Below are 24,714 nucleotides of genomic sequence, written 5' to 3'. Positions count from 1 at the left end.
AACGATATTGCTGGTGCTTTAATTTGTCGAAAAAATCTCTTTAAATGCTTTAATTTGTTTGTATTGTTGAAGTTCATCTAAAGAATTAATGCTATGGAAAAATAAGTTTTGCTTTTGAAAAATGGCGACTTGTGCATGTAAAAGTTTAAAGCAATTTTTTAAACTCAATTGTTGCTTATCAACTTGCTGCTGCAAAACTTCTAGACTCTCACGTTTTAACAAACAAAATGGGTATAAGGCATCTCCATTAATTGAAACATAAGCTGCCTGAGCCTGTTTATTTTTGCGAAGAGCACTGTGTAATTTCGCAACGACTTGCGTAGGTATGTAGGTCACATCACAAGGAGTAAACAAAACATAATCTGCCTTTACATGTGACCATGCACTTTTCATCCCCATAAGCGGGCCGAAAAAACCGGAAGCATCATCTTGAAAACATTTAATATCGGGCACAATACTTTGATAGATTGAATAGTCTCGATGACTATTCACCCAAATTTCAGATACTGAAGATTTTAGCTTTTGGTGAATCTTAAGAAGTTGCGTATCGCCATCGAATTGCTGCAACAGCTTATTTAAACCATTCATACGGCGGGCTTGTCCACCCGCCAGAATGACCAGATCAGTTATGGGATATCCCTTATTCACACTTCTACCTCTTGCTGGCAAGCTTTAATTAAGCCACGGATTTCAGGTAAACATGATCCACAATTGCCACCAGCTTTTAAACAAGCAGTGACCTGTTTTTCATGGGTAATGTTTTGTGTTTTTATTGCTTCGATAATTTTATTCTTACCTACTTTAAAACAACTACACACCAAAGGCCCATCATTATTGGTAGCCGACATTGGCATACCTGCTAGTAAAGCTTTACGGTGCAAGGCGCTCAAACGTTCTCGTTTAAACAGACTTGCTACCCAGTCACGGTCTGGCAATAAATCTGGCGGTGCAATATATAGACTTGCAATTACAATGCCATCTTTCAAAATAATACTATGGCTCAGTTGTGAAGAAATATCTTCTATGCTTAACCATTCAAAGGTTTCATCGGCAAATGGCAAAAAGCTTTTCAGATTCTTTTGAGTATCATGAAAAGTTTGGCGGTCTGCAAGTTCATAACGATTGGTTTTGACCATTTTGACTTTGGTCCACCATGCACAGTGATGTAGCGATTCTTGAATATGCGAATCGTATCCTTCACGAATATAGAGCACGCCTTGCCAAGTGGTATAGAACGGCTGAATGGTTACAGGCGTATGTTTGAACTCGGGCTCACCTGAAATTGCATCAACTTCTGGATTAACGACTTTACCAATACGGGCGTCGGATGCGACCTGTTCAGTCCAGTGAATCGGTGCGAAAATTTGCCCACGACGGACACCTGATGAGAATGTCACACGCAGTACACAACTGCCCCATTTCGAACGAACTTCTACTAAGCCTTGATCACGTACACCAAATTTCAAGGCATCACTCGGATGAATCTCGCAAAATGGTTCGGCACGGTGACTGGTCAAATTTGGTGACAAACCAGTACGCGTCATGGTGTGCCATTGATCACGAATACGTCCCGTGTTCAAAATGAGCGGATAATCTTCTGAAACTGCATGTACCGGATTAATTGCAACAGTCGAAATCAATTTTGCCTTGGTATTTTTGTGGCTAAACTGGCCCTTGCCAAACAGTTGTTGAACAGCTTTAGCGTCTTGGTTTTTATCCCATACTGGCCATTGCACTGGTTGTAGAGCGTCGTACTCAGCAGTACTTAGGTTCATTAAACCTTTTAAGTTGAAATAACGGAACGTATCAGTTTGCTCACGTGTATTGATGTCAGCATTATCTTGTGCTGACAAAGCAGCATGTTCATTGAAAATATCAACAGCACTATTAAAGTCAAAACCTTTAAAGCCTAATTTTTTCGCAACTTGACTCATTGCCCACCAATCCGCTTTTGCTTCACCCGGCGCAGGTAAAAAAGCACGTTGACGTGAAATACGACGCTCAGAGTTAGTAACGGTTCCATCTTTTTCACCCCAACCTAAAGCTGGAAGCAAAACATCGGCATAGGCAGTAGTATCGGTATCGGCACAGATATCTGACACGATGACTAACTCGCACTTCTCTAAAGCACGTTTAACTTGATCGGCATCTGGCAGACTCACAACTGGATTGGTCGCCATAATCCAGATCGCTTTAATTTTTCCAGCCTCAACCGCATTAAATAAATCAACTGCTTTCAAACCAGCTTGAGTTGCAATAAATGGGCTATCCCAAAAGGTTTGCACTACTTTTTGATGTAATGGGTTATCTAAGTCCATGTGTGCCGCTAGCATATTGGCTAAGCCACCCACTTCTCGACCACCCATCGCATTGGGCTGGCCTGTCATTGAAAATGGTGCAGCGCCGAGCTTTCCAATTTTGCCTGTTAGTAAGTGACAGTTAATAATGCTGTTGGCTTTATTCACGCCCTGACTTGATTGATTCACACCCATTGAAAATAGCGTGATTACTTTTTCAGTCTGCGCAAATTTCTCAAAGAACTGCTGTAATTTATCGAGTGCAATTCCTGTACGCTTTGCCACATATTCCACATTAGCTTCTGGCTCGCTGCTTGCCAAAACCTCTTGCAAACCTTCGGTATAAGCCTCTACAAAGGCCTGATCGGCATGACCATTTTGATATAGATATTGGAATAGTCCGTTAAACAATGCGACATCTTGGCCCGGTAAAATCGGTAAATGTAAATCCGCTTGTTCACAAGTACTGGTAAAACGTGGATCAATCACCACCACAAACATATTTGGATTGTGGCTTTTAGCCTGCATAATCCGCTGATACAGCACAGGATGGCACCATGCGGTATTGGAACCAACCAAAACCACCATGTCTGAATGTTCAAAATCTTCATAACTTGCTGGCACAAGGTCTTCACCAAAGCTACGTTTATGACCTGCCACCGCAGATGACATACAAAGCCGTGAGTTGGTATCGATATTTGCAGTGCCCAAATAGCCTTTTACAAACTTGTTCACCACATAATAATCTTCAGTCAAAAGCTGACCTGAAACATAAAATGCAATGCTGTCACGACCATATTGATCGATAAAAGACTGGAATTTATCGGCAATTTTATTGATTGCTGCATCCCATGTCGTTACAGTCCGATGTGGCTTACGACCAAACATCGGTTGAAGTAGACGTGTTTCTAACCCCAAAGTATCCGCAAGTCGGCTACCTTTAATACATAAGCGCCCGAAGTTGGAAGGATGCTCAGCATCCCCCTCAACTTGCACCACAGGTCCTTGCGGTTTTTGTTGAACGTTTACACTAACACCACAACCTACACCGCAATATGGACATGTTGTTTTAGTTGTTTTTGCAACATGGTCGGAGCTATCGATTTCAACGCTTGGAATACTATTCATAACTGCTCCTTTCCCTATTTAGCCTGCATTTTTTAATGCAAAATCTCGACCAAATAGCAGCTTATTTCTAAATGAAGAAACAGGAGTTTGATCTGCAATTAACTCTGCATACCACATGCCATCTTCAGTATCACCGAACAGTACTGCACCGATTACCCGATCGTTTTGAATAATAATGCGTTTATAAATCTGGCGTTTTTCATCGTTTAAAATAATGTCTTCATAATCATCTTTCGGTTCAAAATTGCCCGCAGAGAATACATCGACACCACTGACTTTTAACTGAGTCGGTACGGTTGGCGCTTTAAAAGTTAAGCTGCCGTGCTCTGCTAAATGGGTCGCGCAAATAAAAGCTTGGCCCCACAGTGGTTCAACCAAACCGAAAGTTTGACCACGGTGTTCGATACACTCACCCACGGCATAAATACTTGGGTCAAATGTTTGCATGGTGTCATTCACCAATACACCACGGTTACAACGTAATCCTGCACTTTGCGCCAAAGCAATATTCGGACGGATACCTACAGCAAACACCACAAGGTCAGCATCTAACACTGTGCCATCTTTCAAACGGATTTGTTTGACATGACCGTTTTCATCACCGATTAACGCTTCGGTATTGGCTTCGGTAATGATTTGAATGCCTTTTTGCTCAATGCTATGACGAAGTAATTGACTCGCACGCCCATCAAGTTGGCGTTCCATAATACGGTCCATTAAATGCAATACCGTGACATTCATACCACGTTGCTTTAAACCATAGGCAGCTTCTAAACCCAGCAAACCGCCACCAATCACGACTGCATTAGTTTTTGAACCACAGTATTCAATCATGGTGTTAACGTCATAAATATCACGGAAAGTTAACACCCCTTTTAGGTCAACACCTTGAACTGGTGGAATAAATGGTGCCGAGCCTGTTGCCAGAATCAAACGGTCATAATCAACTGTCTGGCCTTTTTCGGTGTAAACCACTTTACGCGGACGATCAATTTTTACGGCTTTATCACCAGCAATAAATTTAATGCCTTTATCGTCGTACCACTTCGGTGGATGCAACATAATGTCTTCAATGGTTTTTTCACCCGATAAAACCGGAGACAACATAATACGGTTATAGTTACCCCATGGTTCTTCACCAATCACCGTAACTTCATAACGATCTGGTGCCATATCGAGTAAATCTTCCAGACAACGCATCCCTGCCAAACCATTCCCGATCAGCACCAGTCTAAGTTTGTCTTGTGATACACCTGTATTGGTAATATAAGTTTTTTGCGGCACCGCGTTGACCCAAACACGGCCATCAACAATTTTGCTCGGATAAACTGCCAATTTTTGGTCTTTATCTTCTAAACAACGGCCCGTAGCTAAACTGAAATGTTGTTTATAAATTGGTGATGCAACGACTCGTTCGCCTTGTAAATCACCAATAATCCCGCGGCTCATCACATTCGCTTGGCTAAACGGATCTTTATTGCTCAGTACATAAACACGTTTTTCATGCCCCACACGGAAGATTGCAACCGCTTGACCGCCCACTAGCGCTCCTGCACCCGTGTTTGGGGTTAAATCATCGAGTGCACAAACGTCAATCCACTGATCATCAGGAAGCATATTTTTGTCTTGTACAATATTCATAGAAACTCTCCTTTATGCTTCAACCATTGGAATACGGTCTTCTGAACGTTCAGCTTCAGTTAATGGGCGGATTTGACCACGTTCAGTTGTAAATTGAATGTGCGGATCGGCCTGTTCATTTGCTCCTGCATTGATATAAGTCTGGAAGCGTTTACGCACCTCAGGGTTTTCGACAGCTGTACGCCATTCATCTTGATATGTACCAATAATGTGTTCCATACGGCGCTCAAGCTCGGCCGCTAAACCAAGAGAGTCATCAACGATCACAGATTTAAGGTAGTCTAGACCGCCTTCCATGTTGTCACGCCATACACTGGTACGTTGTAAACGGTCTGCCGTTTGAATGTAGAACATAAAGAAACGGTCGATATAACGAATAAGTGTTTCTTTATCGAGGTCAGATGCGAGTAATTCTGCATGACGCGGTTTCATACCACCGTTACCACACACATAAAGGTTCCAACCCTTTTCAGTGGCAATCACGCCTACATCTTTACCTTGCGCTTCCGCACACTCACGTGTACAGCCAGACACTGCCATTTTCAATTTATGCGGTGAACGCAAACCTTTGTATCGGTTTTCAAGTTCAATCGCCAAACCAACCGAGTTGTCTACTCCGTAACGACACCAAGTGCTACCCACACAAGATTTCACTGTACGTAACGACTTACCATACGCATGACCAGACTCAAAGCCCGCAGCATTTAACTCTTCCCAAATAAATGGAAGCTCATGAACTTGCGCACCAAACATATCAACACGTTGACCACCAGTAATTTTGGTGTACAAGTTATATTTCTTTGCAATTTGACCAATCGCAATTAAGCCATCCGGAGTGACTTCCCCACCTGCCATACGCGGTACAATGGAGTAAGAGCCATCTTTTTGAATGTTACCTAGGTAGTAGTCGTTACTGTCTTGCAGACCTGCATGACTTGGCTTAAGTACGAAATCATTCCAGCAAGATGCCAAAATATTTGCTGCGGCTGGTTTACAAATATCACAACCTAAACCGTGCCCATGTTGATGAATCAAATCATCAAATGTCTTGATTTCATTGACACGGACCAAGTGATACAACTCTTGACGCGAGTACGGGAAGTGTTCGCAAATGTGATTGTTAACAGTCACGCCTTGACGCTGTAACTCTGACTTCAATACTTGAGTCACTAATGGTGCACAACCACCACATGCTGTTGCTGCTTTGGTGCATTTCTTTAATGCACCTAAAGAGGTCGAACCATCGCTAATTGCTTGGCAGATGTCTGCTTTTGATACGTTGTTACATGAACAAATGGTCGCGCCGTCTGGCAGCAAATCGACTCCGCTACCACCAGATTTTGCTGCTGATTGCTCAAAGCCCGGCATGATTAAACTTTCAGGCACTTCCGGTAAAGCCAAACCATTCAACATCATTTGTAAAAGATCGTTATATTCTTTGGCATCACCCACTAAAACCGCGCCAAGCAATTTAGTTTTGTCAGCATTTACAACAATCTTTTTATAAACCAGTGCATGTTCATCTGCATAGAAATAGCTTAATGCACCTGGGGTCATGGCATGTGCATCACCGACAGAAGCAACATCAACGCCCATCAACTTCAACTTGGTGCTCATGTCTGCGCCAGCGAAGCAATGACACTCTTCATCTAAAATGTGTTTTGCTGCAATGCGCGCCATGTCATAGCCCGGTGCAACCAAGCCATAAATTTTATTTTGCCAAAGCGCACATTCACCAATGGCATAAATGTTTTGATCTGACGTTTGGCAATAATCATTAATCACAATACCGCCACGCTCACCAATCGTAAGCCCACTGTTGCGCGCAAGCTCATCACGTGGGCGGATTCCCGCAGAGAATAAAATCACATCTGTTTCGAGTTCACTACCGTCGGCAAACTTCATCACATGAGTGGTATTTACACCAGACTCAATAGACTGAGTCGCTTTTTGTGTATGGACTTTTACACCTAAATCTTCAATTTTACGGCGTAAAACCTTGCCCCCTAAGTCATCAATTTGAACTGCCATCAAACGTGGTGCAAACTCAACAACGTGTGTTTCTAAATCTAAATCACATAATGCTTTGGCTGCCTCAAGTCCAAGTAAACCACCGCCAATTACTACGCCTGTTTTAGCCTTTAAACTTGCTGCACGAATGGCATCTAGATCTTCAATGGTACGGTAAACAAAACAGTTCTCGCGGTCATTACCCGGAATTGGCGGAACAAATGCATACGAACCAGTTGCCAACACCAATTTGTCATAGCTGATGATATCACCATGATTGGTTGTGACTGTTTGTGCCGTTGTATCAATTGCAGTTGCTTTTGTATTAAGACGTAAGTCAATGCCATGAGCATCGGCAAAGTCAAAACGTGCTAAAGATAAATCTTTTGCTGATTTCCCTGAGAAGTATTCTGTTAAATGTACACGGTCATATGCGATACGAGGTTCTTCCGCGAGAATCGTGATTTCCAGTTCATCATCTGCTTTTTCCAAAATGGCTTCGATGAATTTGTGGCCCACCATACCATGACCAATCATTACCAATTTCATAGTGTTTCTCCTCAAATCACGTTGCTTTTAAGCTGTGTTATTGCATTCTCAAATAGACATTGTTTTTTTGCTTTGTGTTCTACCGAGAAGCGAATCAATCTCACAAAGCATGTAGCTGCTTGGAATCCATTTTTTCCACTCGTTAATGACACCCAATGCACAGCAAAATCATAAAAAGAAATAAAAAAAGCGAGCCCCCTCATAGAGAAGGCTCGCATCGCTGAAACTGAAAAATTAGTTAATTCAGATGTAACTTTTTTATGCAATAAAAATAAAGACATGGCCTTCACTCCGACTGAACGTAACTTCTTTGTGTGTACGGTTGCACTCACAAAATCGATCAGAACGGACATCGTTGGCCGTCTTTAAAACTTATGGTCGTCTTCGACCTGCAATTAACTAAGCATTTTGCATGCCAATTGTTATAAAATTCGAAAATCAATTTTTTTATAATTATTTTCAATAAGATAGGATTTTCCTATCTTTCTTCCCCAAATAATAACCTATTCTCTTTGCACCAAAGCTCTACACTTAAATGGTTTAAATAAAAATACGCTTTGCCACAAAATGAATCGTATTTCTGCACCAAGATCGATCAAACTAACTTTTTGGCCTCCTAGAATGTCAATTAATCCTAATTTTGGGTTTAATTTTGGATGGCACTAATCTTGCTTAAAACTCAATAACAAAAAACGCGTCGAATTGGCGCATTTTCTTAGCCTGATTTTCTGAACTTATGCCAAAACTCAAAATAGCCCTTATTGATGATGATCATGCGCGAGCCGACTATATAAAAAACAGTCTGCTTGAAAATGACTTTGAAGTGGTCGCTTGCCTTACTTTGGATCACTTGAATATCTTTCGTCTTGAAGATTTACAAGCCGATGTAATCTTGCTCGATATGGATCATCCCCATCGTGACATTATTGAAAGTTGTGTCAGTAGCTATGATCTACCGACTGTCCTGTTCACTAAAAATTCAGATAAAGACACCATCAAACAAGCTATCGATGCAGGCGTGACCGCTTATATTGTAGATGGCATAGACCCTGCCCGCTTACATACCATTTTAGAAATTTCAATTGAGCAATATAAAAAACATAAAAAGCTCGAAGGTGACTTAAAAGAAGCCCAAACCAAACTGGCAGACCGTAAAGATGTTGAAAAGGCTAAAGTACTACTCATGCAACTGCATGGCTTACCTGAAGACACAGCTTTTCAACTTCTCAGAAAAAATGCCATGAGCCACCGTATAACCATTGGGGAAATGGCACGGCGTTTACTTGACGCTCAAAAACTACTAAATGATCAACTAAAGGACGAATAAATGGGCACATTAGAAAAGACTCAATTGCAACTCGGCTATATTCCTTTACTTGATTGTCTTGCATTGCTTTGGGCAAAACAACAAGGTTTTTTCGAAGAAGTCGGTTTAGATGTTACTTTAGTTAAAGAAGCATCATGGGCAAGTCTACGCGACCGTTTGGCTTTTGGGCTATTAGATGCCGCACATTGTTTATCAGCCATGCTGCCTGCAGCAGCCGTGGGTGCAGACCAAATTGGTATTGCACTACAAACCCCTCTCATTTTAAGTAAAAACCGTGCCTTTATAAGCTTAAGCCAGAAATTAGTTCATCAACTGGCTATTAATGAGAATGAGGATGCACAAACTACAGCCCAAAAAGTGACGAGCTACATTAAAGAAGATAATGCTCTGTCATTAGCCCATGTATTTAAACATTCAATTCATCATTATTGTTTACGGGAATGGCTTGCTTTGGCAGACTCAAAAATAGCTCAAACACTCAAGCTCAAAGCCCTTCCACCACCGTATATGGTCGAAGCTTTAGATAACCATGTCATTGATGGTTTTTGTGTAGGAGAACCGTGGAATACTCAAGGCGAACTTTTAGGCTTAAGTAAACTCGTATGCTCAAGTCAGAACATTATTCCCAATGTGGCAGATAAAGTTCTCGCGGTAACTCAAGAGTGGGCTGAACAACATCCTCAAACTTTAATCGCACTCACCACAGCAATTATGAAAGCTCAAAAGGAATTGAGTGATTTAAAAGATTTTGTACCTGTCTTAAAGTTGTTGGTCGATTTTGGAATTGTCCGCTTTCACTGTTCTGAAGAAGTACATGTCGATAAATACTATATGATTCAAAATATTGTAAAGCACTTGGTTAAAGAAAATGCTGCCCCACAACCTGAAGATTTCCACTGGCTATTTGAACAAATGCAAAAATGGGAGAAACTTCATTTACCCCCTGCTCAAATCATAGAGCTGAGTGATCAATGCATTAATCTCGATTGCTACAATCAAGCCAAGCTAAGAAATACTTAAATCATCATAAAAAAAAAGCTGTCTTTTATAACAAAGACAGCTTGAAAGACCCATAAGACAAATGCGTTATACGCATTACTATACTTAAAGGACTCAACCCATCCATTAAATATAGCTCTTATGGTTTCGATCATAACTAACTAAAACTTATCATTTTCAGACATTTCCATATCAATAACTGACAATTCATTCCCTTTGCATCCTTTTCATAATTTCGACGAACAACCAGAACTCCCCTAGATATCTATCCATAATTTTGTTAACTTGATTACGTTACAAATTCAAAATATGTATTTTGAGCTGATGAATTTGGGGGATGAAAGAATGAGAGAAATCTCACACCGCGAAGTTTATGCACTGGTTGATATCAATAATTGCTATGTCAGCTGCGAACGACTTTTCAACCCTAAACTCATTGATAAACCTGTAGTTGTTTTATCTAACAACGATGGCTGTGTGGTTTCACGTAGCGAAGAAGCAAAAATTTTAGGTATTAAGATGGGAGTACCGTGGTTTCAAATTGAGAAAGATGCTTTAGAAGCTGGTGTTGAAGTTTATTCAAGCAATTACACTTTATATGCCGAGATGTCCCGTCGTTTTTTTGCTGTCCTCGGTCAATTTTTTTCTCCAGATGATATAGAAGCTTACTCTATAGATGAATGCTTTATTCATCTCACCCCTTACCTTCAATCTATCGATACCTCAGATTACTGCAGTGAGGTGAGAAAGACTCTCCTCCAATGGTTAGGTTTACCTTGTTGTATTGGAATTGGATATTCAAAAACACAAGCAAAACTAGCCAATCATTATGCTAAGAAAATTAAAAGTTTTAAGGGAATCTGTAATTTCATCACCTTAGATCCATTAATTATGGAAGACCTCATGCAACAGACATCGGTCAAAGAAGTCTGGGGAATTGGCTATCAATTGGTCAAACAGCTACAAAGTTATGAAGTGTACTCTTGCCTAGACTTAACTTTTGCCAATGAACATCATATGGCAAAGGCATTTTCTGTGGTCATGGCACGCACTATTCGTGAGCTAAAAGGCCAATCATGTATTGAACTTGACGATCCTGCCATTCCAACTAAACGGATTTTAGCATCACGAAGTTTTGCTCAAGCTTTATCCAGCATTGAGATTATTAAACAAGCACTTATTTTTCATCTTAATCGGGCGCATCGCCGTTTAATGAAACAAGAACAACTTTGTGCCTGCATTCAGGTCATGCTTTATGAGAAAACAGATAGACCTCCTTATAAAAAAGCCACTTCTCAGGCCATTGGTCTTCACTATGCAACAGATGATTTATGCATACTAACAAAAGCAGCAATGCAGCAAATTGATGTTTTATATAAAGAAAATAAAAGTTATATAAAAATTGGAGTATTATTTTGTGGTCTACACGCGCGTCAACAACACATTGATGATTTATGGCAGCCTCTGGAACTTATTCATCAAAGACAACAATTGATGGAAACTTTGGGGACGGTCCGTAAGCGTTTTGGTAGTCATTATTTACAAGTGGGGTATCACTCGCGTAATCCATCTTGGCAAATGAAACAATGCCATCGCTCAAAAAACTATCTAACTCGCTGGAATGAAATGTTAACAATTGAAGATGCCCATACCGTCGTTACACAAAATACATGAACTGTTTTTGTCAATTCGGTTTAAAATAAGCTCCGTTAAATTACTTGAAATTTTGTCATTTTTTAACATTGCTAATTCGTCGCAAAATTTACAATATATAAGCCGAATTTGGTGTACCCTTTCTGCGACAATTAAAAGAAATTATAAAAAACTTGTAGAAACATATGCCATAATAAGCAAACTTTGCAGACATCTTGCAAAGATTATTTGCAACTTTAGAGCTGGAGCAATCTGAATGAGTTCGACCATTTTGGTAATTCATGGACCGAATTTGAATTTGCTGGGAAAACGCGAACCAGAAGTATATGGTCATCTTACCCTAGACAATATCAACCAACAACTTATTGCTCAAGCTAAACAAGCCTCTATTACACTAGATACTTTTCAAAGCAACTGGGAAGGTGCCATTGTTGACCGTATTCATCAGGCACAAACAGAAGGCGTAAAACTTATTATTATTAACCCTGCTGCTCTTACCCATACTTCAGTTGCTTTACGTGATGCCCTACTTGGCGTTGCCATTCCGTTTATTGAAGTACATTTATCAAATGTTCACGCACGTGAAGCGTTTAGACACCACTCTTATTTATCAGACAAAGCAATTGGCGTGATTTGTGGTCTAGGTGCAAAAGGTTATAGCTTTGCACTCGATTACGCCATTGAAAAAATTCAACCATCTAACCCAAACTAGTTCAGGAATAGTCGCCCATGGATATCCGCAAAATTAAAAAACTCATCGATTTAATGATTGAGTCTGACTTGCAAGCGATTGAAGTTAAAGAAGGTGATCAATCGATCGCTTTAACTCGTCGCAATCCTGTCGTTGCTGCGGCTGGTGTAGCACTTCCAGCAGCTCCTGTTGCTGAAGCACCTGCTGCAAAAACTCCACGTGGAGCAGTTGAAACTTCTCCTATGGTTGGTGTGTTCTATGCTGCTCCAAGCCCAGGCGAAGCACCATTTGTTAAAGTAGGTCAAACTGTATCTGCTGGTGAGACTTTGGGTATTATCGAAGCAATGAAAATCATGAACCCGATTGAAGCAACTCAAAGCGGCGTGATTGAAGAAATTTTAGTGAAAAACGGTGATGTGATCCAATTCGGTCAACCTTTATTCCGTTATCGCGCGTAATACCTCGGGGACAACTATGTTGCAAAAAGTTTTAATTGCAAACCGTGGTGAAATCGCTTTACGAATTACCCGGGCTTGCAAAACATTAGGAATCAAAACTGTCGGTATCTATTCAGATGCTGATAAAGATTTGATGCATTTACGTTTCGTTGATGAAGCAGTATGTATTGGTCCGGGTGCAAGTAGTGACAGCTATTTAAACATCCCAGCAATTATTACTGCTGCAGAAATTACTGGTGCTGATGCAATTCACCCAGGCTATGGCTTCCTTTCGGAAAATGCCGAGTTTGCTGAAATTGTAGAAAGCTCAGGCTTCACATTTATTGGCCCTCGCCCAGAACATATTCGTTTAATGGGTAACAAAGTTTCTGCAATTGTTGCAATGAAAAAAGCTGGTGTACCTACAGTACCTGGTTGTGACCATGCAGTAACCATCCACAACGCTTTAGCTGAAGCTAAAGAAATCGGCTTCCCGCTTATTGTTAAAGCGGCAGCTGGTGGTGGTGGTCGTGGTATGCGTATTGTTGAACGCGTAGATACATTACTTGAGTCAGTTCAAGCAGCTCAACGTGATGCAGAAATGTGGTTCGGCGATGATACCGTATACATGGAGCGCTTTTTACAAAAACCTCGCCATGTCGAAGTTCAAGTTTTAGGTGATGGTAATGGTCATGCGATTCATTTATATGATCGCGACTGCTCATTACAACGTCGTCACCAAAAAGTGTTAGAAGAAGCTCCTGCTCCAAATCTACCAGAACAAGCACGTGCTGATATTTTAGAAGCTTGTGTTCACGCATGTCAGCTCATGCAATACCGTGGTGCTGGTACATTTGAATTCTTGTTCGAAGACGGTGAATTCTTCTTCATCGAAATGAACACCCGTGTTCAGGTTGAGCACCCTGTAACTGAAATGGTGACTGGTGTTGACATCATTGAGCAGCAATTACGTATTGCAGCTGGTTTAGGCTTAGAACTTCAACAAGAAGATATTGAAGTGCGTGGCCATGCTATTGAATGTCGTATCAATGCTGAAGATCCAACAACATTCTTACCTTCACCAGGTAAAATTGAAAGTTTCTATGCACCAGGCGGTGCTGGTATTCGTTTAGATTCTCATATCTATCCTGGATACAGCATTCCACCTTATTACGATTCAATGATTGCAAAATTGATCTCTCATGGTAAAGATCGTGAAACTTCGCTTGCTCGTATGCGTCAAGCGTTAGACGAAATGATCCTTACAGGAATTAAAACTAATATTCCTTTACATAAAGATCTTATCTTGCAAGACAAAAACTTCTGTGAACAAGCAATGGACATCCATTACCTTGAAAAACACTTGTTGAAAAAAGTGGAAGAAGAAAAGAAAGCTGAAACTGCATAATATGCATAATAAAAAAGCCTCTTACATAAGAGGCTTTTTTATATCCATTTCAAATTATGGCAACATGCGACGTAGTGTTGCAAAACATTGCTCACCTTTAGCAGTTGAACAGAAATTGATGGTATGGTCATTTTTCCATTGCACAAAATATTGGGAAACATCACCAGTCTGATCTTGCTGCTGACCAGAGCAATCGACTTTATTATTATCAAATTTAATTTGCATCACTAAAGCTGATAGCTGCTCTTTAGGGTCATCCGATGGCTGGTATTCATAAATACCATATGACCATTCTTCACCGCTTTTAATCACCACATCATTACTACTACGGAAGTTATAGTACTCTACACATTTCTTATTATTTGGAATCTCCATTCCCCACAATCCCATAATTTCAGGACGAGTAACAATACGTATAGCGTTAGGATTACTTGCAGTGCGAACAGGTTGTTCTGTTGGCTGTTGAGTCACTGTCTCAGCCATAGCAAAACCAGAAAAAGCCAATAATAATCCCATAATATAAATATTTTTCATAGATTTATTAATCATTAAACGCATGGGTTTAAGTTAGCACATTTTTTTAGAAAAACATTGTTTCATAACCATATAAAAACAATATTTTTCAACAGTAACGAACCAATACCTCTCTTCAAACAATTTTATCTTTAACTACCTATAGCTAACAATTTTAGTAATGTTCTCAATTAAGAAGCAGGTTTTTCAATTTGTTTAGGGAGCCAAAATACAAAGCACAACCCTAAAAGCACGACTAAAGCAGCGATCATAAAAATATGTTCACCAGTAAGAATTTTCCAATAATGTCCAGCCAAAATACTTCCAGATGCCACTCCAAGCCCCCACATGGTACTGTAGAAAGCTTGACCACGCCCTTGTTGCCCGATTGAAAAGTTTTGGAAAATAAGCCGCATTGCAATAAGGTGAAACAAGCCAAAACTAAAAGCATGTAAGCACTGTGCAAATAGCTGGCCTATAAAATAATGAGAAAAAACGGCAACCAATAACCAGCGCATACTTGTTAAAACTAAACATATGGCAACAAGACTTCGCCAAGAAAAATATTTAAAAAATGTGGCAGCAAATGCAAACATTACAATTTCAGCCATCACTCCCATTGCCCATAAAAAGCCAATTTCAGTCGTACTGTAATTTAAAGATTTTAAAAAATTGCTATAAAAGCTATAAAAAGGTGCATGTGAAAAAAGAAGAATAAATTCAATAGTAAAAAAAGCAGCAACTTCTGGACGCTTCAACACGGGTAATAAAGGCTCTAAATGCTTTTGCGAAGTGGGAGCTTCCTCGGGTTCACGAATCGTAAAAGCCCAAATAAATGCAAGTGAAGCAATAATAAGCAATAAAATAGGCAACATAGAAATTGGAATAATTTCTAAAATTGCACCTATGGTAAACACACCTACAATAAACCCAACCGATCCCCATTTTCGAATTTTGCCATACAGTTTTGCTCTTTGGTCACCCAACCAAAATAAGGTTACCCCTTCAAACTGAGCTAAAATTGCATTTTGGAAAAAGCTAAAAATAAGCATGAGTAAAGCGACAGATTGGAAGGTATTAGGAACTATAAATATAGCCAACCATATGCAAGCTTCCATCCAAGTTGCGAGCCGCACCAGAAGCATTCTTTTACCAGATTTATCTGCGATCCAACCCCAAACTAAAGGCGCAAAGAAACGTGTCACAATAGCAATAGATGATAAAACACCTATCTGCTGATAGTTAAACCCTTGGTCTTGAAGATATAAATTCCAGTACGGCATGAATGTGCCAACGATGGAATAGTAGAAAAAGTAAAATCCACCTAGTCTGGTTTGGATTGTAAGTGATGGGAACAAGTGATAAACCTTTGTATTTTCAATAGGCTGAAATTCTAAATGGTTGCATAGGTATATCTACGTTTACCCTCACTTGTAGTTCAACAGTCTACAAATTTAATTTCAAACATTTTGTAGACTGCTCATTAGTTAGACAAAATAGATACTACTTACTGGCCGTCGCAATTCTATCATTTACATAAAAAACTCATAGCGTTATTCGCTACTCATAATAGAAAATATGAAAATACAAGATTTTCATTTAATAAATATTGATTAAATCTTGTCTTAATTTTCATAAATAAGTGTTTGTCCATCTTCAGGGATCTGTACACGATGAATAGCATTCATTTCAATAGAAATTTGCTTTATCTCCTCCCGCTTTACTGGACAATGGTTTAAGGCTTCAAGATGATTAGCAATCACATGTTTAGGTGAAAGCTTTATAAATTCACGCACTTCTTCTGTCGACATAAGAATTGGTTGCCCTGCATCCATTTGCGCTTGTCCTGCAGCAACTACAGCAATATCAGGCTGAAAGTTAAGCAAGGCATTTTTAACATCATTGGTCAGTACGGTATCACCACTAATATATAAAGAAGGTTCATTTGGCAATTCTAAATAAAACCCACAACCATTCGCCATCAATTTACTAATCCAGCCATGACCATGACGCGCTGGTATGGCAACTAATCTTCCTCCCAAAAACTCGATTTCTTCCCAGTAATCAACACCACCCTGAACATTTATCCCATATTTAGATAAATACGACACATCATTTTGAAAGGAATAAACAGGAATTTGCTTTTGAACAAGAAAGTCCTCACCCTTTTGGTCTAAATGATCAGTATGTTGAAATGCTTTTATTCCAAAAGTTTGGCTATGGGTAATTAAACAATGGGTAACTTTGTTTAATAATTCTTGGGCATTCAAAGGTAAATCGACTAAAGGATTCTTTTCAGCCTTAAAGCGGATGTATGAAAAAGCAGGAAGCGAACTTTTATCACCCAACATCGGATCAATTAAAATAAAATAAGGGCCAGTTTCAATAATAAAAGTTGCACTTCGCAAATGATGAATTTTCATAGCTATATAAATTATTTAATTATATAAAATGCAATTATAAACTATGAATTTAATAGAAATTTAATCATCTATAAATTATTTCTCATACTCACCCAAACAAAGGCTTAAGTTTGCCCCATAACCATAAATGAATATATTTTTCGACACTAATTCAATGTAGTCAAAATAGCCTACTTCTATCTTCTAATCTATTTATTTAAAAAAGCCTTTCTTACAATTGCTTAGATATACAAAACACCCTCATTCCTTAATTATTTTAAAATTTAAGAATAAAGTAGATATACTTCACACCAAAGTTTGTTTGATACTCATCAAAATGCCTCGTACCCCTAGCTTTTGGCGTAGTCTTTTCCGTCTTGTACATATTTATGCTGGTATTTTTATTGCCCCATTTATATTTATTGCAGCGTTTACAGGCCTTCTATATGCAATTACTCCTCAGATAGAACAATCTATCTATAAAGATACGTTGTATGTTCAGCCTTTAAATAAAGATACCTACCCACTAAGCCAACAGGTTGAAGTAGCAAAAAAAGCTATGCCTGCGTCTGCACAAATTACAGAAGTTAGGCCAGCACCAAGTTCTATACAAACAACACGAGTTATTTTTTCTGATAAAACTCATCATTTAAATAATGAAGCTGTTTTTGTAGACCCTTATACACTCTCTATAAAAGGTCAACTTGCTGTATATGGAACCAGTGGTGTGCTACCGTTTCGTACCTTCTTAGATCAATTGCATAGTAATTTATTACTTGGAAAATGGGGACGTTTTTATAGTGAACTTGCTGCAAGCTGGCTGGGCATTTTAACCCTAACGGGCCTATATAGTTGGTGGAAGCGTCGTCAAAACTTCAAAATCAGACAATCAAACAAAAATAGTTTATTAAAGTGGCATAGTTCTATCGGCTTGACCTTATTACCACTTTTATTGTTCATTGCGATTACGGGTCTTACATGGTCCCAATGGGCCGGTGATAATATTCGTATTGCTCGTCAATGGTTAGATTGGCAAACGCCAACATTAGCCACAACTTTAAATAATGCGCCATTACCAAAAATGTCTCATGATGAGCATAAAGAACATCATGGCATGGTCATGGAAACTTCGAATATAGAAATCATGCCAACTGAATTTGACTCTGCATTAGCAATTGCTAGAGCAAATGGAATTCATTCAGCACAAATACAAATCAAACCACCAGTTGATGCAAATCAGGCTTGGACTGTTACTGAACTACAGCGCAGATGGCCAACACAAGCAGATAGTGTGGCTATTGATATACACCAACAAAAAGTCATCGATAAATTAGCTTTTAAAGATTATTCATTATTTGCAAAGCTTACACGCTGGGGAGTCGATGCTCATATTGGCGTGTTATTCGGTTGGGTCAATCAGCTTATACTGGCTTTATATGCACTTGGACTATGCGTCATGATTATTTATGCATATAAAGCTTGGTTTAAAACATCTAATTTAAAACTTACGACTAGCCATTTTGTTAGCCAAACTTTATTGGTCTGGAAGCGTGCAAGCAATCAACAAAAAATAATCACAGCACTTACACTTATTATTTTAGGAATTAGTTTGCCCATCTTTGGATTTAGCTTATTGATCACACTATTTATATTGCTAATACGAAAACAAAGCTCTCTACAAACCAACTAAAAACCCATGATACTTGCCAACTCACTCTTACTTTAAGTAAATAGTGAGTTGGCAAATAATTAATAAGTCACTGTAACAACTATGCTATCTGAATAGTTACCAGGCGTACTTGAAATAGCGGTTCCTTGCGGAATTTTTCCATATACATTTGAAATTTGACTAGTACCAGATCCTGTCTTTGATACTCCTCCAGAACCACCCACCGTTGTTATGCCACCTGTAGTATCCCACACTGTGCTATAAGCAGCATCTTTGTATAACTGATAAGGAATGTATTGGCTGCTTCCATTGGTCATACGTCTAAATCCACCGCTTATACGATTATTGCCGTCCCCCAAATAAATGCTATAAGGTGTTCCATTGTTGCAAGTTGCATTAATCGCACCTTGAGCGGTGTAGTCACGACTAGCCGTACTCACATCGTCAATATTGCCAAAATCAACATTTGATGTGGAATCTAACTGACAGAAACTCGGTACAACATAGTTAGCCGTGATAGACGTATTACCTGAGTCCCAACCACCACCGCTATTACCTTCACATACAGTGCTTGAACTTGCTTGCATATCCCAATAAAGCTGAACTGTACCCGTATATGTTCCTTTAGGATAGGCGACTAGCGTTCCCGATCGGGCTGGTACTTTTATATTTACAGAGTAGCTAACAATATTATTTGTAGCGACTGTTCTCACGGGCCCATACCAAACATTTGACGTTTGACTAGTGGTAGTCGAACCTGCTCCGCCTACAGTTGCAGTGACCGTATAAGGTAACGATACACTACTATTCGCGGTAGTAGCCCCTGTAAATACTGTTTTCATGCACAAATAGGGTGATATTTCTGGGGTAGTCTTCCCACCAATACAACTAATCGTTCCCGAGAAATTAATAGTTGCATCGCTATTAATATTTGCCGCCGTATAGTTATAAGTACTATTTGTAGTTCCAGTTACCGTGCAGGCAGCATGTGCCGAACTAAAAAATGCATAAAGTACAAATAACGTTAAGGCAGCTAAACTATACTTTATTGCTGATAAAAACTTGTTAGCTACCATCCAAGATCTATGACTTGCTACACTTATTGACATACATAAGGCCCCAATTTTTTAGCACTGTATTGCTGACTTTCATAAGTGAAATTAACTTGACAGGTGCCATGATCGAGAAGATCTACTTCAAGTTTGTTTTGTTGTAATAAGTTGGGAACAAATACTTCGCCATCGTAGCCCACCACAGCATCTTGTTGCCCATTAATTCGAACAGTATAACCCGGTAATAATGGCGAGTTATTTTTATCAACAACTTTGACTAATCCTGAAACAACCCGATGAGCACCAAAGTCAACAAGAGTACCTTGGCGATAGCCCACAAGTGCTGTTCGGTTGGTCGTTGTCACATCCCATTCCAATGGTAAATAAGATGGATCTAGATAGATATGATGGGATTGATACGGTCTTAAATTCGCGATTAAGAATCTTCCAGACTTATCAGTCTCTCCTAAATTTACTCCACCATTGATAATCTGGCTTTGCGGTCCGGCATTGGTAACAACAGCATAGCCGTCTCCAATTTCATTCGCTGCAAATATACGTCCTGCTGCCGCAACCAATGATCCTGTCGCTGAAAGTGCAACTTGGTCATTGTCTCCAATTCGGTTATAACGACCTGTTAGGTACGCAGCTCGGGCGCGATAAGAGCCATAGATCGATGCATTATTGTTATGTGCATCCTGATCTCGCTCAACATATCCACCCCATCCAAATGAACCAATTTGTGGATCGGTAAATCCATTTATTTCTTGTCTGTAGGTAGTTTTACCGCTGTCATTAGTGAAACTTGTAATCGCATTCACTCTGGTAGATGGTGTATAGCGAAGCGCAAAGTAAATGCCATAGTCCTTATGGTTTTCATAATCTTTATAAGCTGAACTATAAAAGCCCCAGTTCTTGTTCAGACTTCCACTTAAGTTAGCAGATAGCAACTTATACGAGTTATCACTGTACTTGATCTGGTTATAGCCGACATAAACACCATAGCCTGTATAAAAGTTATAGTTAATCCCTGCCCTAAATACTTCATCCGCCAGTGCACTGTAGCTCAAATAATTTTGTGGCTCCGAAGTAATCTGGTTTTCTTTTAAATATCGAATTTGAGACACACGGGCCAAGTCAAAATAGTTATCGAATACTTTGCGGTAACTGGTATTAAACGAAATACTCTTACTAACACGCCCTTCTAAACCGACCAGAGCCGAATAACCATTTTCATCCTTATACTGGCTTGCTGCAATGTCGGCATTAATCACCCCAACACCAAAAACATTCTTGGCAAAGCCTGTTCCGAAGTTGGAAAGACCATCGGTTGAGGCTTCTACGCCACCGCTTAAAGTCAGTGAGTTACTGTAGCCGTATCGAATCGCGCCCGAAGCAAAGGTGGCATCATCATAATCGTTTGAATACAGCCCATAGTTATAGCGTGGAACCCCAACATCTACTGAAAATTCATTGATGCCCTTTGCCAGAATCTTCGATGAAAAATAGTAAGGCTTTTTAGTAATAGTTTGCTGACCTGTGGCATCGGTAGTCACCAGTGTGACTTCATTGCCAGAAATAAACGGCAGCTGCTTAATGTCAAACGGGCCTGAAGGCACGAGACCTGAATAAATCTTTTGCTGGTTAACATATAAGTCCAGTGTTGAAGGCAGTGCCGCTGAACCTGAAAACTGCGGTAATGCCGAGGTAACAATATCCCCACGCTGAGTATAGGCACTCGACCACTGCAAACCAGCAAGGCGTACACTGCTACCCCAGTCAGAACTATTAGAAATAAAGTCACCTAGGGTATATATCCTGACTTTTTCAGGGTCTACATATTGCCATTTACTTTCCAGACGTACCCACTTTTCATGGCTATAACTATTTTCATTACTACCGTTGTATAAAACGCCTGATAAAAAGTTACCGAGTGCGCTGTTAAAAATCCCTTCAGCCGAACCCGAGAAAATACTCTCATCATTGGTTATGGTGTGATACAGGCTGTAATTCAGGAGTGCCGCATTTAAGGGTTTCATTTTTAGCAGACTGGAGTTAGTGGTCTGTTGACCCGTTAAGTCAACTGAGTAACCCATTAACATGTTTGACGGAACTTGTAAGTTTAGAGACTGTTCATTTTCCAGATACTTAAACTGGATTCCTTTAAGTTCATTAATACACACCCATTGGCTATCAGGAACATGCTCATCCATTTTTAGCCTTAAAACCTTTAAATCACGGGCGCGAACATATAACTTTTTATCTTGATTTTGACGTACCGAGATTAAGTCCGTAGAAGTATTTGAGTTAACAGAAATATTTAAAAATAGCTGTACATATCCTTTATCAGAACTAGAACCCTGATAAGAAGAATTTGCAACTTCCGGAATGCTTGGTAAAGCGGCATTGGTGCTATCTTGCAATGATTCAGCAAAAGCATGAACCGGCAAGTACATAATACATAAAGCACTTACGAGATATTTCATACGTGCCTCTTTATAGAGATGCTTGCTTACCGTTAATATTCAGTGAAATATTATATTTATGACTAGCTTGGAATTTAAAATCCGGGCTAATGTTATAGTTTCTTGATTTTCCGGAAAGAATATAACCATTTACAGTATTTACTTTAATCGGATAACTTTTATTTGCAGTCGTATCGACAAGTATTAAATTATTTAAAAGTGCATGGCGATTGCCAACATTACTTATCGTAAGGTAAGCATTATCTTGTTCTTGTTGTATAGACCAATTCAGTTTCGTAATTGCATCTTTATTGACTACAAACACAGGCAATGATGAGCGAAGCAATACATTTACACCTTGAGACGCTTTGCGGCTATCAATAGGCTTTGGTAATTCATCAATAATAATACGATAGGTTTTTTCACCAGAAATAGGCTCTGGTTTAATTCTCACTACCCGTAAATTATAAGAGTCATTCGGTTGTAATTTTAAAAAAGGTGGGCTAATTGCAATATCATCTGTAGGTATTAATTGATCTTGCCCAGCATTTTGGGTCCATTCAAATATACGTACTTGTAAATCAGCACTTTCATTTGACTGATTATATAAACTAATTGAGGATGCTGTTTGATCACTCAATATTTCCACATTTACGGGAGAAAGACGTATTGAGGCAGCATTTAGCATACTAGGCAAAAATAATAATAAACTTGTAACAACAAAGATATTTTTTCTCATAACTTGCCCAGAACAACTTTTCTCAAATTAAGCTAGCTCTTTCAAACAAGAGCTAGCGACAACAGCGAATTGAACTTATTTTTAAATTAATAAGTTACAGTCACAGTTACTGTGTCAACATAACTACCCGCGCTCGGCAAAGTTGAACCAGCAGGAATACGACCATACACGTTCACTGTTTGAACATTACCAGTACCTGTACCGCTATATGCTGTTGTTGAAATACCGATTGCTGTTGCACGGTTAGTATCAGAGAAAAGGTTATAAGGAATATATTCGTTACTTGTTGCACCGCCAATCATACGGCGTTGAGTAGTTTGAGCATTTTTGCCTGCATCAAAAGCCAAAGTCCATGGCACAGTGTTGTTACATAGAACTTTAATTGCAGTACCACCTGTAGTAGTCGTGTCTGCATCTACGTTGCTAGCAAGAGAACTTAAAGTACCAAAATCTAAAACTGCATTAGCAGTTGTACCTGTAGCTGAAGTATTGAGTACACAACTATTTGTAATTGTAGCCTTAACAGTTAATGTACCAGTAGCCGTTGCAGCATTTGCGGCATTGATAGACATTAAACCCATAGCAATTGCTGATAAACCGATGAGAGATTTTTTCATGATTGAAAACCTTTTTACATTACGCCAATAAGAATTAATAGATGTAAAAACTAGCCTTCCCCAATCCAATCACTAGCTTTTTCGACTGTTTTTTCAAAGCGTCATTTTTTTACTCTACTGTCCGCGCATCATACAAAAAAACAACAAAAATACTGATATTAATTTCATTTTAAATATCTATTAACAATTCAAAATTCGATGGATTTCTCAATTATGTGTTTTTGTATGGTCTATACCACTTTTTATAGAAATTTCCGGTAATTTTAATCACTTTTTTATTAGATTTAATAAAAAATGATAAAATTTCATTAGTTAAATTTTACCATCATTTTTTATAGTTTATCATTTATTAAAATTTCGCTTCCACTAGAAGAACAAAATTTAAGCTTTTGTTTGTTCTATATATTTTAAATGAATAAGAAAGCAATATTCTATGAATAAGAATTCTAAGTGGTTAGCTTTAAATTGAACAGTTTTTCTTAAATTTTATATAGTAAGAGTGACTTACCTTCAGCAAAGAAGAAAAATACGTCGCTTAAGTATTTCTAAAGACTAAATGAAAAATGAAACCTAAAATTCCACCTACCATCGCAAAGCCCAGTTGAACATATGCTTTGCCATACCAAGCAAGCCGATCTAATTGATAATTTCCGTCACTCACATTAACCATCCACATATTCTTGATATCCCAAGTATGGAACCCCTTAGGACGTTCTGCGAAAAAATCAAGAATGGGAGTAAAACCTAAAATAAATAAAATGCCTAGCAAAGGGTAAACGATACAACCGGGGAAAATAGGTTTCTTTTTCTGTTCCATTGCATCAAATATAATGGCCACAATAACAAGTAAGGTTTCAACTAAAGCCACTTTCCTAAACGTTTCAAAATCGTAACCAAGGTAAAACATTAAAAATAATAAAAAAATATCAGTAAAAAAAACAGAAAATGTTAACAATTTCCAGCTCATTTCAAATCCTTACTTAATTTTTTAGAATGCTATATAGTTGTAATAAAATCTATTGAAAATACTCTTTCAATTGACAAATACTATCAAAAAACGTTTAAAAAAACACAAGATGATCAGTTTAAAAGCTAGCTTTTTGATCAGGTGATATAC

Annotated in this window: 20 protein-coding genes and 1 pseudogene; 7 read left to right on the top strand and 14 right to left on the bottom strand. The window is 38.9% G+C overall.

The genetic code is table 11. The features are described 5' to 3' along the window. Positions 1 to 18: 18 nt before the first annotated feature. The 5 genes from ACH8JV_RS12265 to ACH8JV_RS12245 are packed head-to-tail and all read right to left on the bottom strand — an operon-like array spanning position 19 to position 7,906. On the bottom strand, positions 19 to 648 hold the full coding sequence (locus tag ACH8JV_RS12265) for a molybdenum cofactor guanylyltransferase (RefSeq protein WP_396521553.1): 630 nt from the start codon (positions 646 to 648) through the stop codon (positions 19 to 21). After that, a complete protein-coding gene (locus ACH8JV_RS12260) occupies positions 645 to 3,425 on the bottom strand; it encodes a molybdopterin-dependent oxidoreductase (protein ID WP_396521506.1) in 2,781 nt (926 codons plus the stop codon). Before ACH8JV_RS12260 ends, ACH8JV_RS12265 begins: the two co-directional genes overlap by 4 nt. An 18-nt stretch (positions 3,426 to 3,443) precedes the next feature. Next, on the bottom strand, positions 3,444 to 5,066 hold the full coding sequence (nirD, locus tag ACH8JV_RS12255; RefSeq protein WP_001028494.1) for a nitrite reductase small subunit NirD: 1,623 nt from the start codon (positions 5,064 to 5,066) through the stop codon (positions 3,444 to 3,446). Between the two features lie 12 nt (positions 5,067 to 5,078). Then, the gene (gene nirB / locus ACH8JV_RS12250) at positions 5,079 to 7,625 is read right to left on the bottom strand and encodes a nitrite reductase large subunit NirB (RefSeq protein ID WP_396521504.1); all 2,547 of its coding nucleotides are present in this window, start codon (positions 7,623 to 7,625) and stop codon (positions 5,079 to 5,081) included. Positions 7,626 to 7,636: 11 nt separating this feature from the next. Then, positions 7,637 to 7,906: a hypothetical protein gene (locus ACH8JV_RS12245; protein ID WP_396521502.1), complete on the bottom strand. Its 270-nt coding sequence runs from the start codon at positions 7,904 to 7,906 to the stop codon at positions 7,637 to 7,639. A gap of 455 nt (positions 7,907 to 8,361) precedes the next feature. Between ACH8JV_RS12245 and ACH8JV_RS12240 the strand changes: the two genes are divergently transcribed. Together ACH8JV_RS12240 and ACH8JV_RS12235 are read left to right on the top strand one after the other, a co-directional pair. Next, positions 8,362 to 8,952 carry an ANTAR domain-containing response regulator gene (locus ACH8JV_RS12240; protein WP_001125253.1) on the top strand — a complete coding sequence of 197 codons (591 nt, stop codon included), beginning with the start codon at positions 8,362 to 8,364 and terminating at the stop codon, positions 8,950 to 8,952. Further along, a complete protein-coding gene (locus tag ACH8JV_RS12235; protein ID WP_311087443.1) occupies positions 8,953 to 9,972 on the top strand; it encodes an ABC transporter substrate-binding protein in 1,020 nt (339 codons plus the stop codon). Here the strand turns inward: ACH8JV_RS12235 and ACH8JV_RS12230 are convergent. Continuing rightward, positions 9,969 to 10,078, bottom strand: a pseudogene (locus ACH8JV_RS12230) (hypothetical protein). The gene ACH8JV_RS12235 and the pseudogene ACH8JV_RS12230 sit on opposite strands and share 4 nt — an antisense overlap. Before the next feature lie 218 nt (positions 10,079 to 10,296). On the opposite strand from ACH8JV_RS12230, the gene ACH8JV_RS12225 reads away from it, so the two are divergent. From ACH8JV_RS12225 to accC, 4 genes are all read left to right on the top strand, one after another. After that, entirely contained in the window at positions 10,297 to 11,625 is a 1,329-nt protein-coding gene (locus tag ACH8JV_RS12225) for a Y-family DNA polymerase (protein ID WP_396521500.1), read from the top strand. Between the two features lie 235 nt (positions 11,626 to 11,860). Next, positions 11,861 to 12,316: a type II 3-dehydroquinate dehydratase gene (aroQ, locus tag ACH8JV_RS12220; RefSeq protein WP_004701126.1), complete on the top strand. Its 456-nt coding sequence runs from the start codon at positions 11,861 to 11,863 to the stop codon at positions 12,314 to 12,316. Between the two features lie 17 nt (positions 12,317 to 12,333). Next, positions 12,334 to 12,753 (top strand): acetyl-CoA carboxylase biotin carboxyl carrier protein, encoded by a 420-nt coding sequence (gene accB / locus ACH8JV_RS12215; RefSeq protein ID WP_263613924.1) that lies wholly within the window; start codon positions 12,334 to 12,336, stop codon positions 12,751 to 12,753. A gap of 16 nt (positions 12,754 to 12,769) precedes the next feature. After that, complete coding sequence (gene accC, locus ACH8JV_RS12210; RefSeq protein ID WP_263613925.1) at positions 12,770 to 14,140, top strand: acetyl-CoA carboxylase biotin carboxylase subunit; 1,371 nt, start codon at positions 12,770 to 12,772, stop codon at positions 14,138 to 14,140. Between the two features lie 54 nt (positions 14,141 to 14,194). On the opposite strand, the gene ACH8JV_RS12205 is transcribed toward accC, so the two are convergent. The 3 genes from ACH8JV_RS12205 to ACH8JV_RS12195 form a co-directional block, all read right to left on the bottom strand. Continuing rightward, on the bottom strand, positions 14,195 to 14,698 hold the full coding sequence (locus tag ACH8JV_RS12205; RefSeq protein ID WP_263613926.1) for a hypothetical protein: 504 nt from the start codon (positions 14,696 to 14,698) through the stop codon (positions 14,195 to 14,197). 146 nt (positions 14,699 to 14,844) lie between these two features. Then, positions 14,845 to 16,011: an MFS transporter gene (locus tag ACH8JV_RS12200; protein ID WP_396521498.1), complete on the bottom strand. Its 1,167-nt coding sequence runs from the start codon at positions 16,009 to 16,011 to the stop codon at positions 14,845 to 14,847. Between the two features lie 267 nt (positions 16,012 to 16,278). Further along, positions 16,279 to 17,076, bottom strand: a complete 798-nt coding sequence (locus ACH8JV_RS12195) for an MBL fold metallo-hydrolase (protein WP_284084615.1) — start codon at positions 17,074 to 17,076, stop codon at positions 16,279 to 16,281. A gap of 316 nt (positions 17,077 to 17,392) precedes the next feature. On the opposite strand from ACH8JV_RS12195, the gene ACH8JV_RS12190 reads away from it, so the two are divergent. Further along, the gene (locus ACH8JV_RS12190) at positions 17,393 to 18,745 is read left to right on the top strand and encodes a PepSY-associated TM helix domain-containing protein (RefSeq protein ID WP_396521496.1); all 1,353 of its coding nucleotides are present in this window, start codon (positions 17,393 to 17,395) and stop codon (positions 18,743 to 18,745) included. Between the two features lie 59 nt (positions 18,746 to 18,804). Here the strand turns inward: ACH8JV_RS12190 and ACH8JV_RS12185 are convergent, their stop codons facing one another. The 5 genes from ACH8JV_RS12185 to ACH8JV_RS12165 all read right to left on the bottom strand — a co-directional run bounded on the left by ACH8JV_RS12185 (position 18,805) and on the right by ACH8JV_RS12165 (position 24,564). Beyond that, positions 18,805 to 19,833: a spore coat U domain-containing protein gene (locus tag ACH8JV_RS12185; RefSeq protein WP_396521494.1), complete on the bottom strand. Its 1,029-nt coding sequence runs from the start codon at positions 19,831 to 19,833 to the stop codon at positions 18,805 to 18,807. After that, positions 19,824 to 22,232, bottom strand: coding sequence for a fimbria/pilus outer membrane usher protein (locus ACH8JV_RS12180; protein ID WP_396521551.1), 2,409 nt, complete (start codon positions 22,230 to 22,232; stop codon positions 19,824 to 19,826). Before ACH8JV_RS12180 ends, ACH8JV_RS12185 begins: the two co-directional genes overlap by 10 nt. 40 nt (positions 22,233 to 22,272) lie before the next feature. Continuing rightward, positions 22,273 to 22,980, bottom strand: a complete 708-nt coding sequence (locus tag ACH8JV_RS12175; RefSeq protein WP_396521492.1) for a molecular chaperone — start codon at positions 22,978 to 22,980, stop codon at positions 22,273 to 22,275. 86 nt (positions 22,981 to 23,066) lie between these two features. Further along, positions 23,067 to 23,597 carry a spore coat U domain-containing protein gene (locus ACH8JV_RS12170; protein ID WP_396521490.1) on the bottom strand — a complete coding sequence of 177 codons (531 nt, stop codon included), beginning with the start codon at positions 23,595 to 23,597 and terminating at the stop codon, positions 23,067 to 23,069. Positions 23,598 to 24,132: 535 nt separating this feature from the next. Then, positions 24,133 to 24,564: a hypothetical protein gene (locus ACH8JV_RS12165; protein WP_263613933.1), complete on the bottom strand. Its 432-nt coding sequence runs from the start codon at positions 24,562 to 24,564 to the stop codon at positions 24,133 to 24,135. Between the last annotated feature and the right edge of the window lie 150 nt (positions 24,565 to 24,714).

It is taken from the genome of Acinetobacter sp. ABJ_C5_2, from assembly GCF_044538485.1.
Classification (GTDB): Bacteria; Pseudomonadota; Gammaproteobacteria; order Pseudomonadales; family Moraxellaceae; genus Acinetobacter; species Acinetobacter nosocomialis_A.
Note: the sequence above shows the minus strand (reverse complement) of the source record. Positions and strands in the feature narration are given on the sequence as shown.

Excerpts from the sequence above, each read along its gene's own strand:
- ACH8JV_RS12260 (WP_396521506.1), bottom strand. The coding sequence starts at position 3,425 with ATGAATAGTATTCCAAGCGTTGAAATCGATAGCTCCGACCATGTTGCA.
- nirD (WP_001028494.1), bottom strand. The coding sequence starts at position 5,066 with ATGAATATTGTACAAGACAAAAATATGCTTCCTGATGATCAGTGGATT.
- nirB (WP_396521504.1), bottom strand. The coding sequence starts at position 7,625 with ATGAAATTGGTAATGATTGGTCATGGTATGGTGGGCCACAAATTCATC.
- ACH8JV_RS12245 (WP_396521502.1), bottom strand. The coding sequence starts at position 7,906 with ATGTCTTTATTTTTATTGCATAAAAAAGTTACATCTGAATTAACTAAT.
- ACH8JV_RS12240 (WP_001125253.1), top strand. The coding sequence starts at position 8,362 with ATGCCAAAACTCAAAATAGCCCTTATTGATGATGATCATGCGCGAGCC.
- ACH8JV_RS12235 (WP_311087443.1), top strand. The coding sequence starts at position 8,953 with ATGGGCACATTAGAAAAGACTCAATTGCAACTCGGCTATATTCCTTTA.
- ACH8JV_RS12225 (WP_396521500.1), top strand. The coding sequence starts at position 10,297 with ATGAGAGAAATCTCACACCGCGAAGTTTATGCACTGGTTGATATCAAT.
- aroQ (WP_004701126.1), top strand. The coding sequence starts at position 11,861 with ATGAGTTCGACCATTTTGGTAATTCATGGACCGAATTTGAATTTGCTG.
- accB (WP_263613924.1), top strand. The coding sequence starts at position 12,334 with ATGGATATCCGCAAAATTAAAAAACTCATCGATTTAATGATTGAGTCT.
- accC (WP_263613925.1), top strand. The coding sequence starts at position 12,770 with ATGTTGCAAAAAGTTTTAATTGCAAACCGTGGTGAAATCGCTTTACGA.
- ACH8JV_RS12205 (WP_263613926.1), bottom strand. The coding sequence starts at position 14,698 with ATGCGTTTAATGATTAATAAATCTATGAAAAATATTTATATTATGGGA.
- ACH8JV_RS12195 (WP_284084615.1), bottom strand. The coding sequence starts at position 17,076 with ATGAAAATTCATCATTTGCGAAGTGCAACTTTTATTATTGAAACTGGC.
- ACH8JV_RS12190 (WP_396521496.1), top strand. The coding sequence starts at position 17,393 with ATGCCTCGTACCCCTAGCTTTTGGCGTAGTCTTTTCCGTCTTGTACAT.
- ACH8JV_RS12185 (WP_396521494.1), bottom strand. The coding sequence starts at position 19,833 with ATGTCAATAAGTGTAGCAAGTCATAGATCTTGGATGGTAGCTAACAAG.
- ACH8JV_RS12180 (WP_396521551.1), bottom strand. The coding sequence starts at position 22,232 with ATGTACTTGCCGGTTCATGCTTTTGCTGAATCATTGCAAGATAGCACC.
- ACH8JV_RS12175 (WP_396521492.1), bottom strand. The coding sequence starts at position 22,980 with ATGAGAAAAAATATCTTTGTTGTTACAAGTTTATTATTATTTTTGCCT.
- ACH8JV_RS12170 (WP_396521490.1), bottom strand. The coding sequence starts at position 23,597 with ATGAAAAAATCTCTCATCGGTTTATCAGCAATTGCTATGGGTTTAATG.
- ACH8JV_RS12165 (WP_263613933.1), bottom strand. The coding sequence starts at position 24,564 with ATGAGCTGGAAATTGTTAACATTTTCTGTTTTTTTTACTGATATTTTT.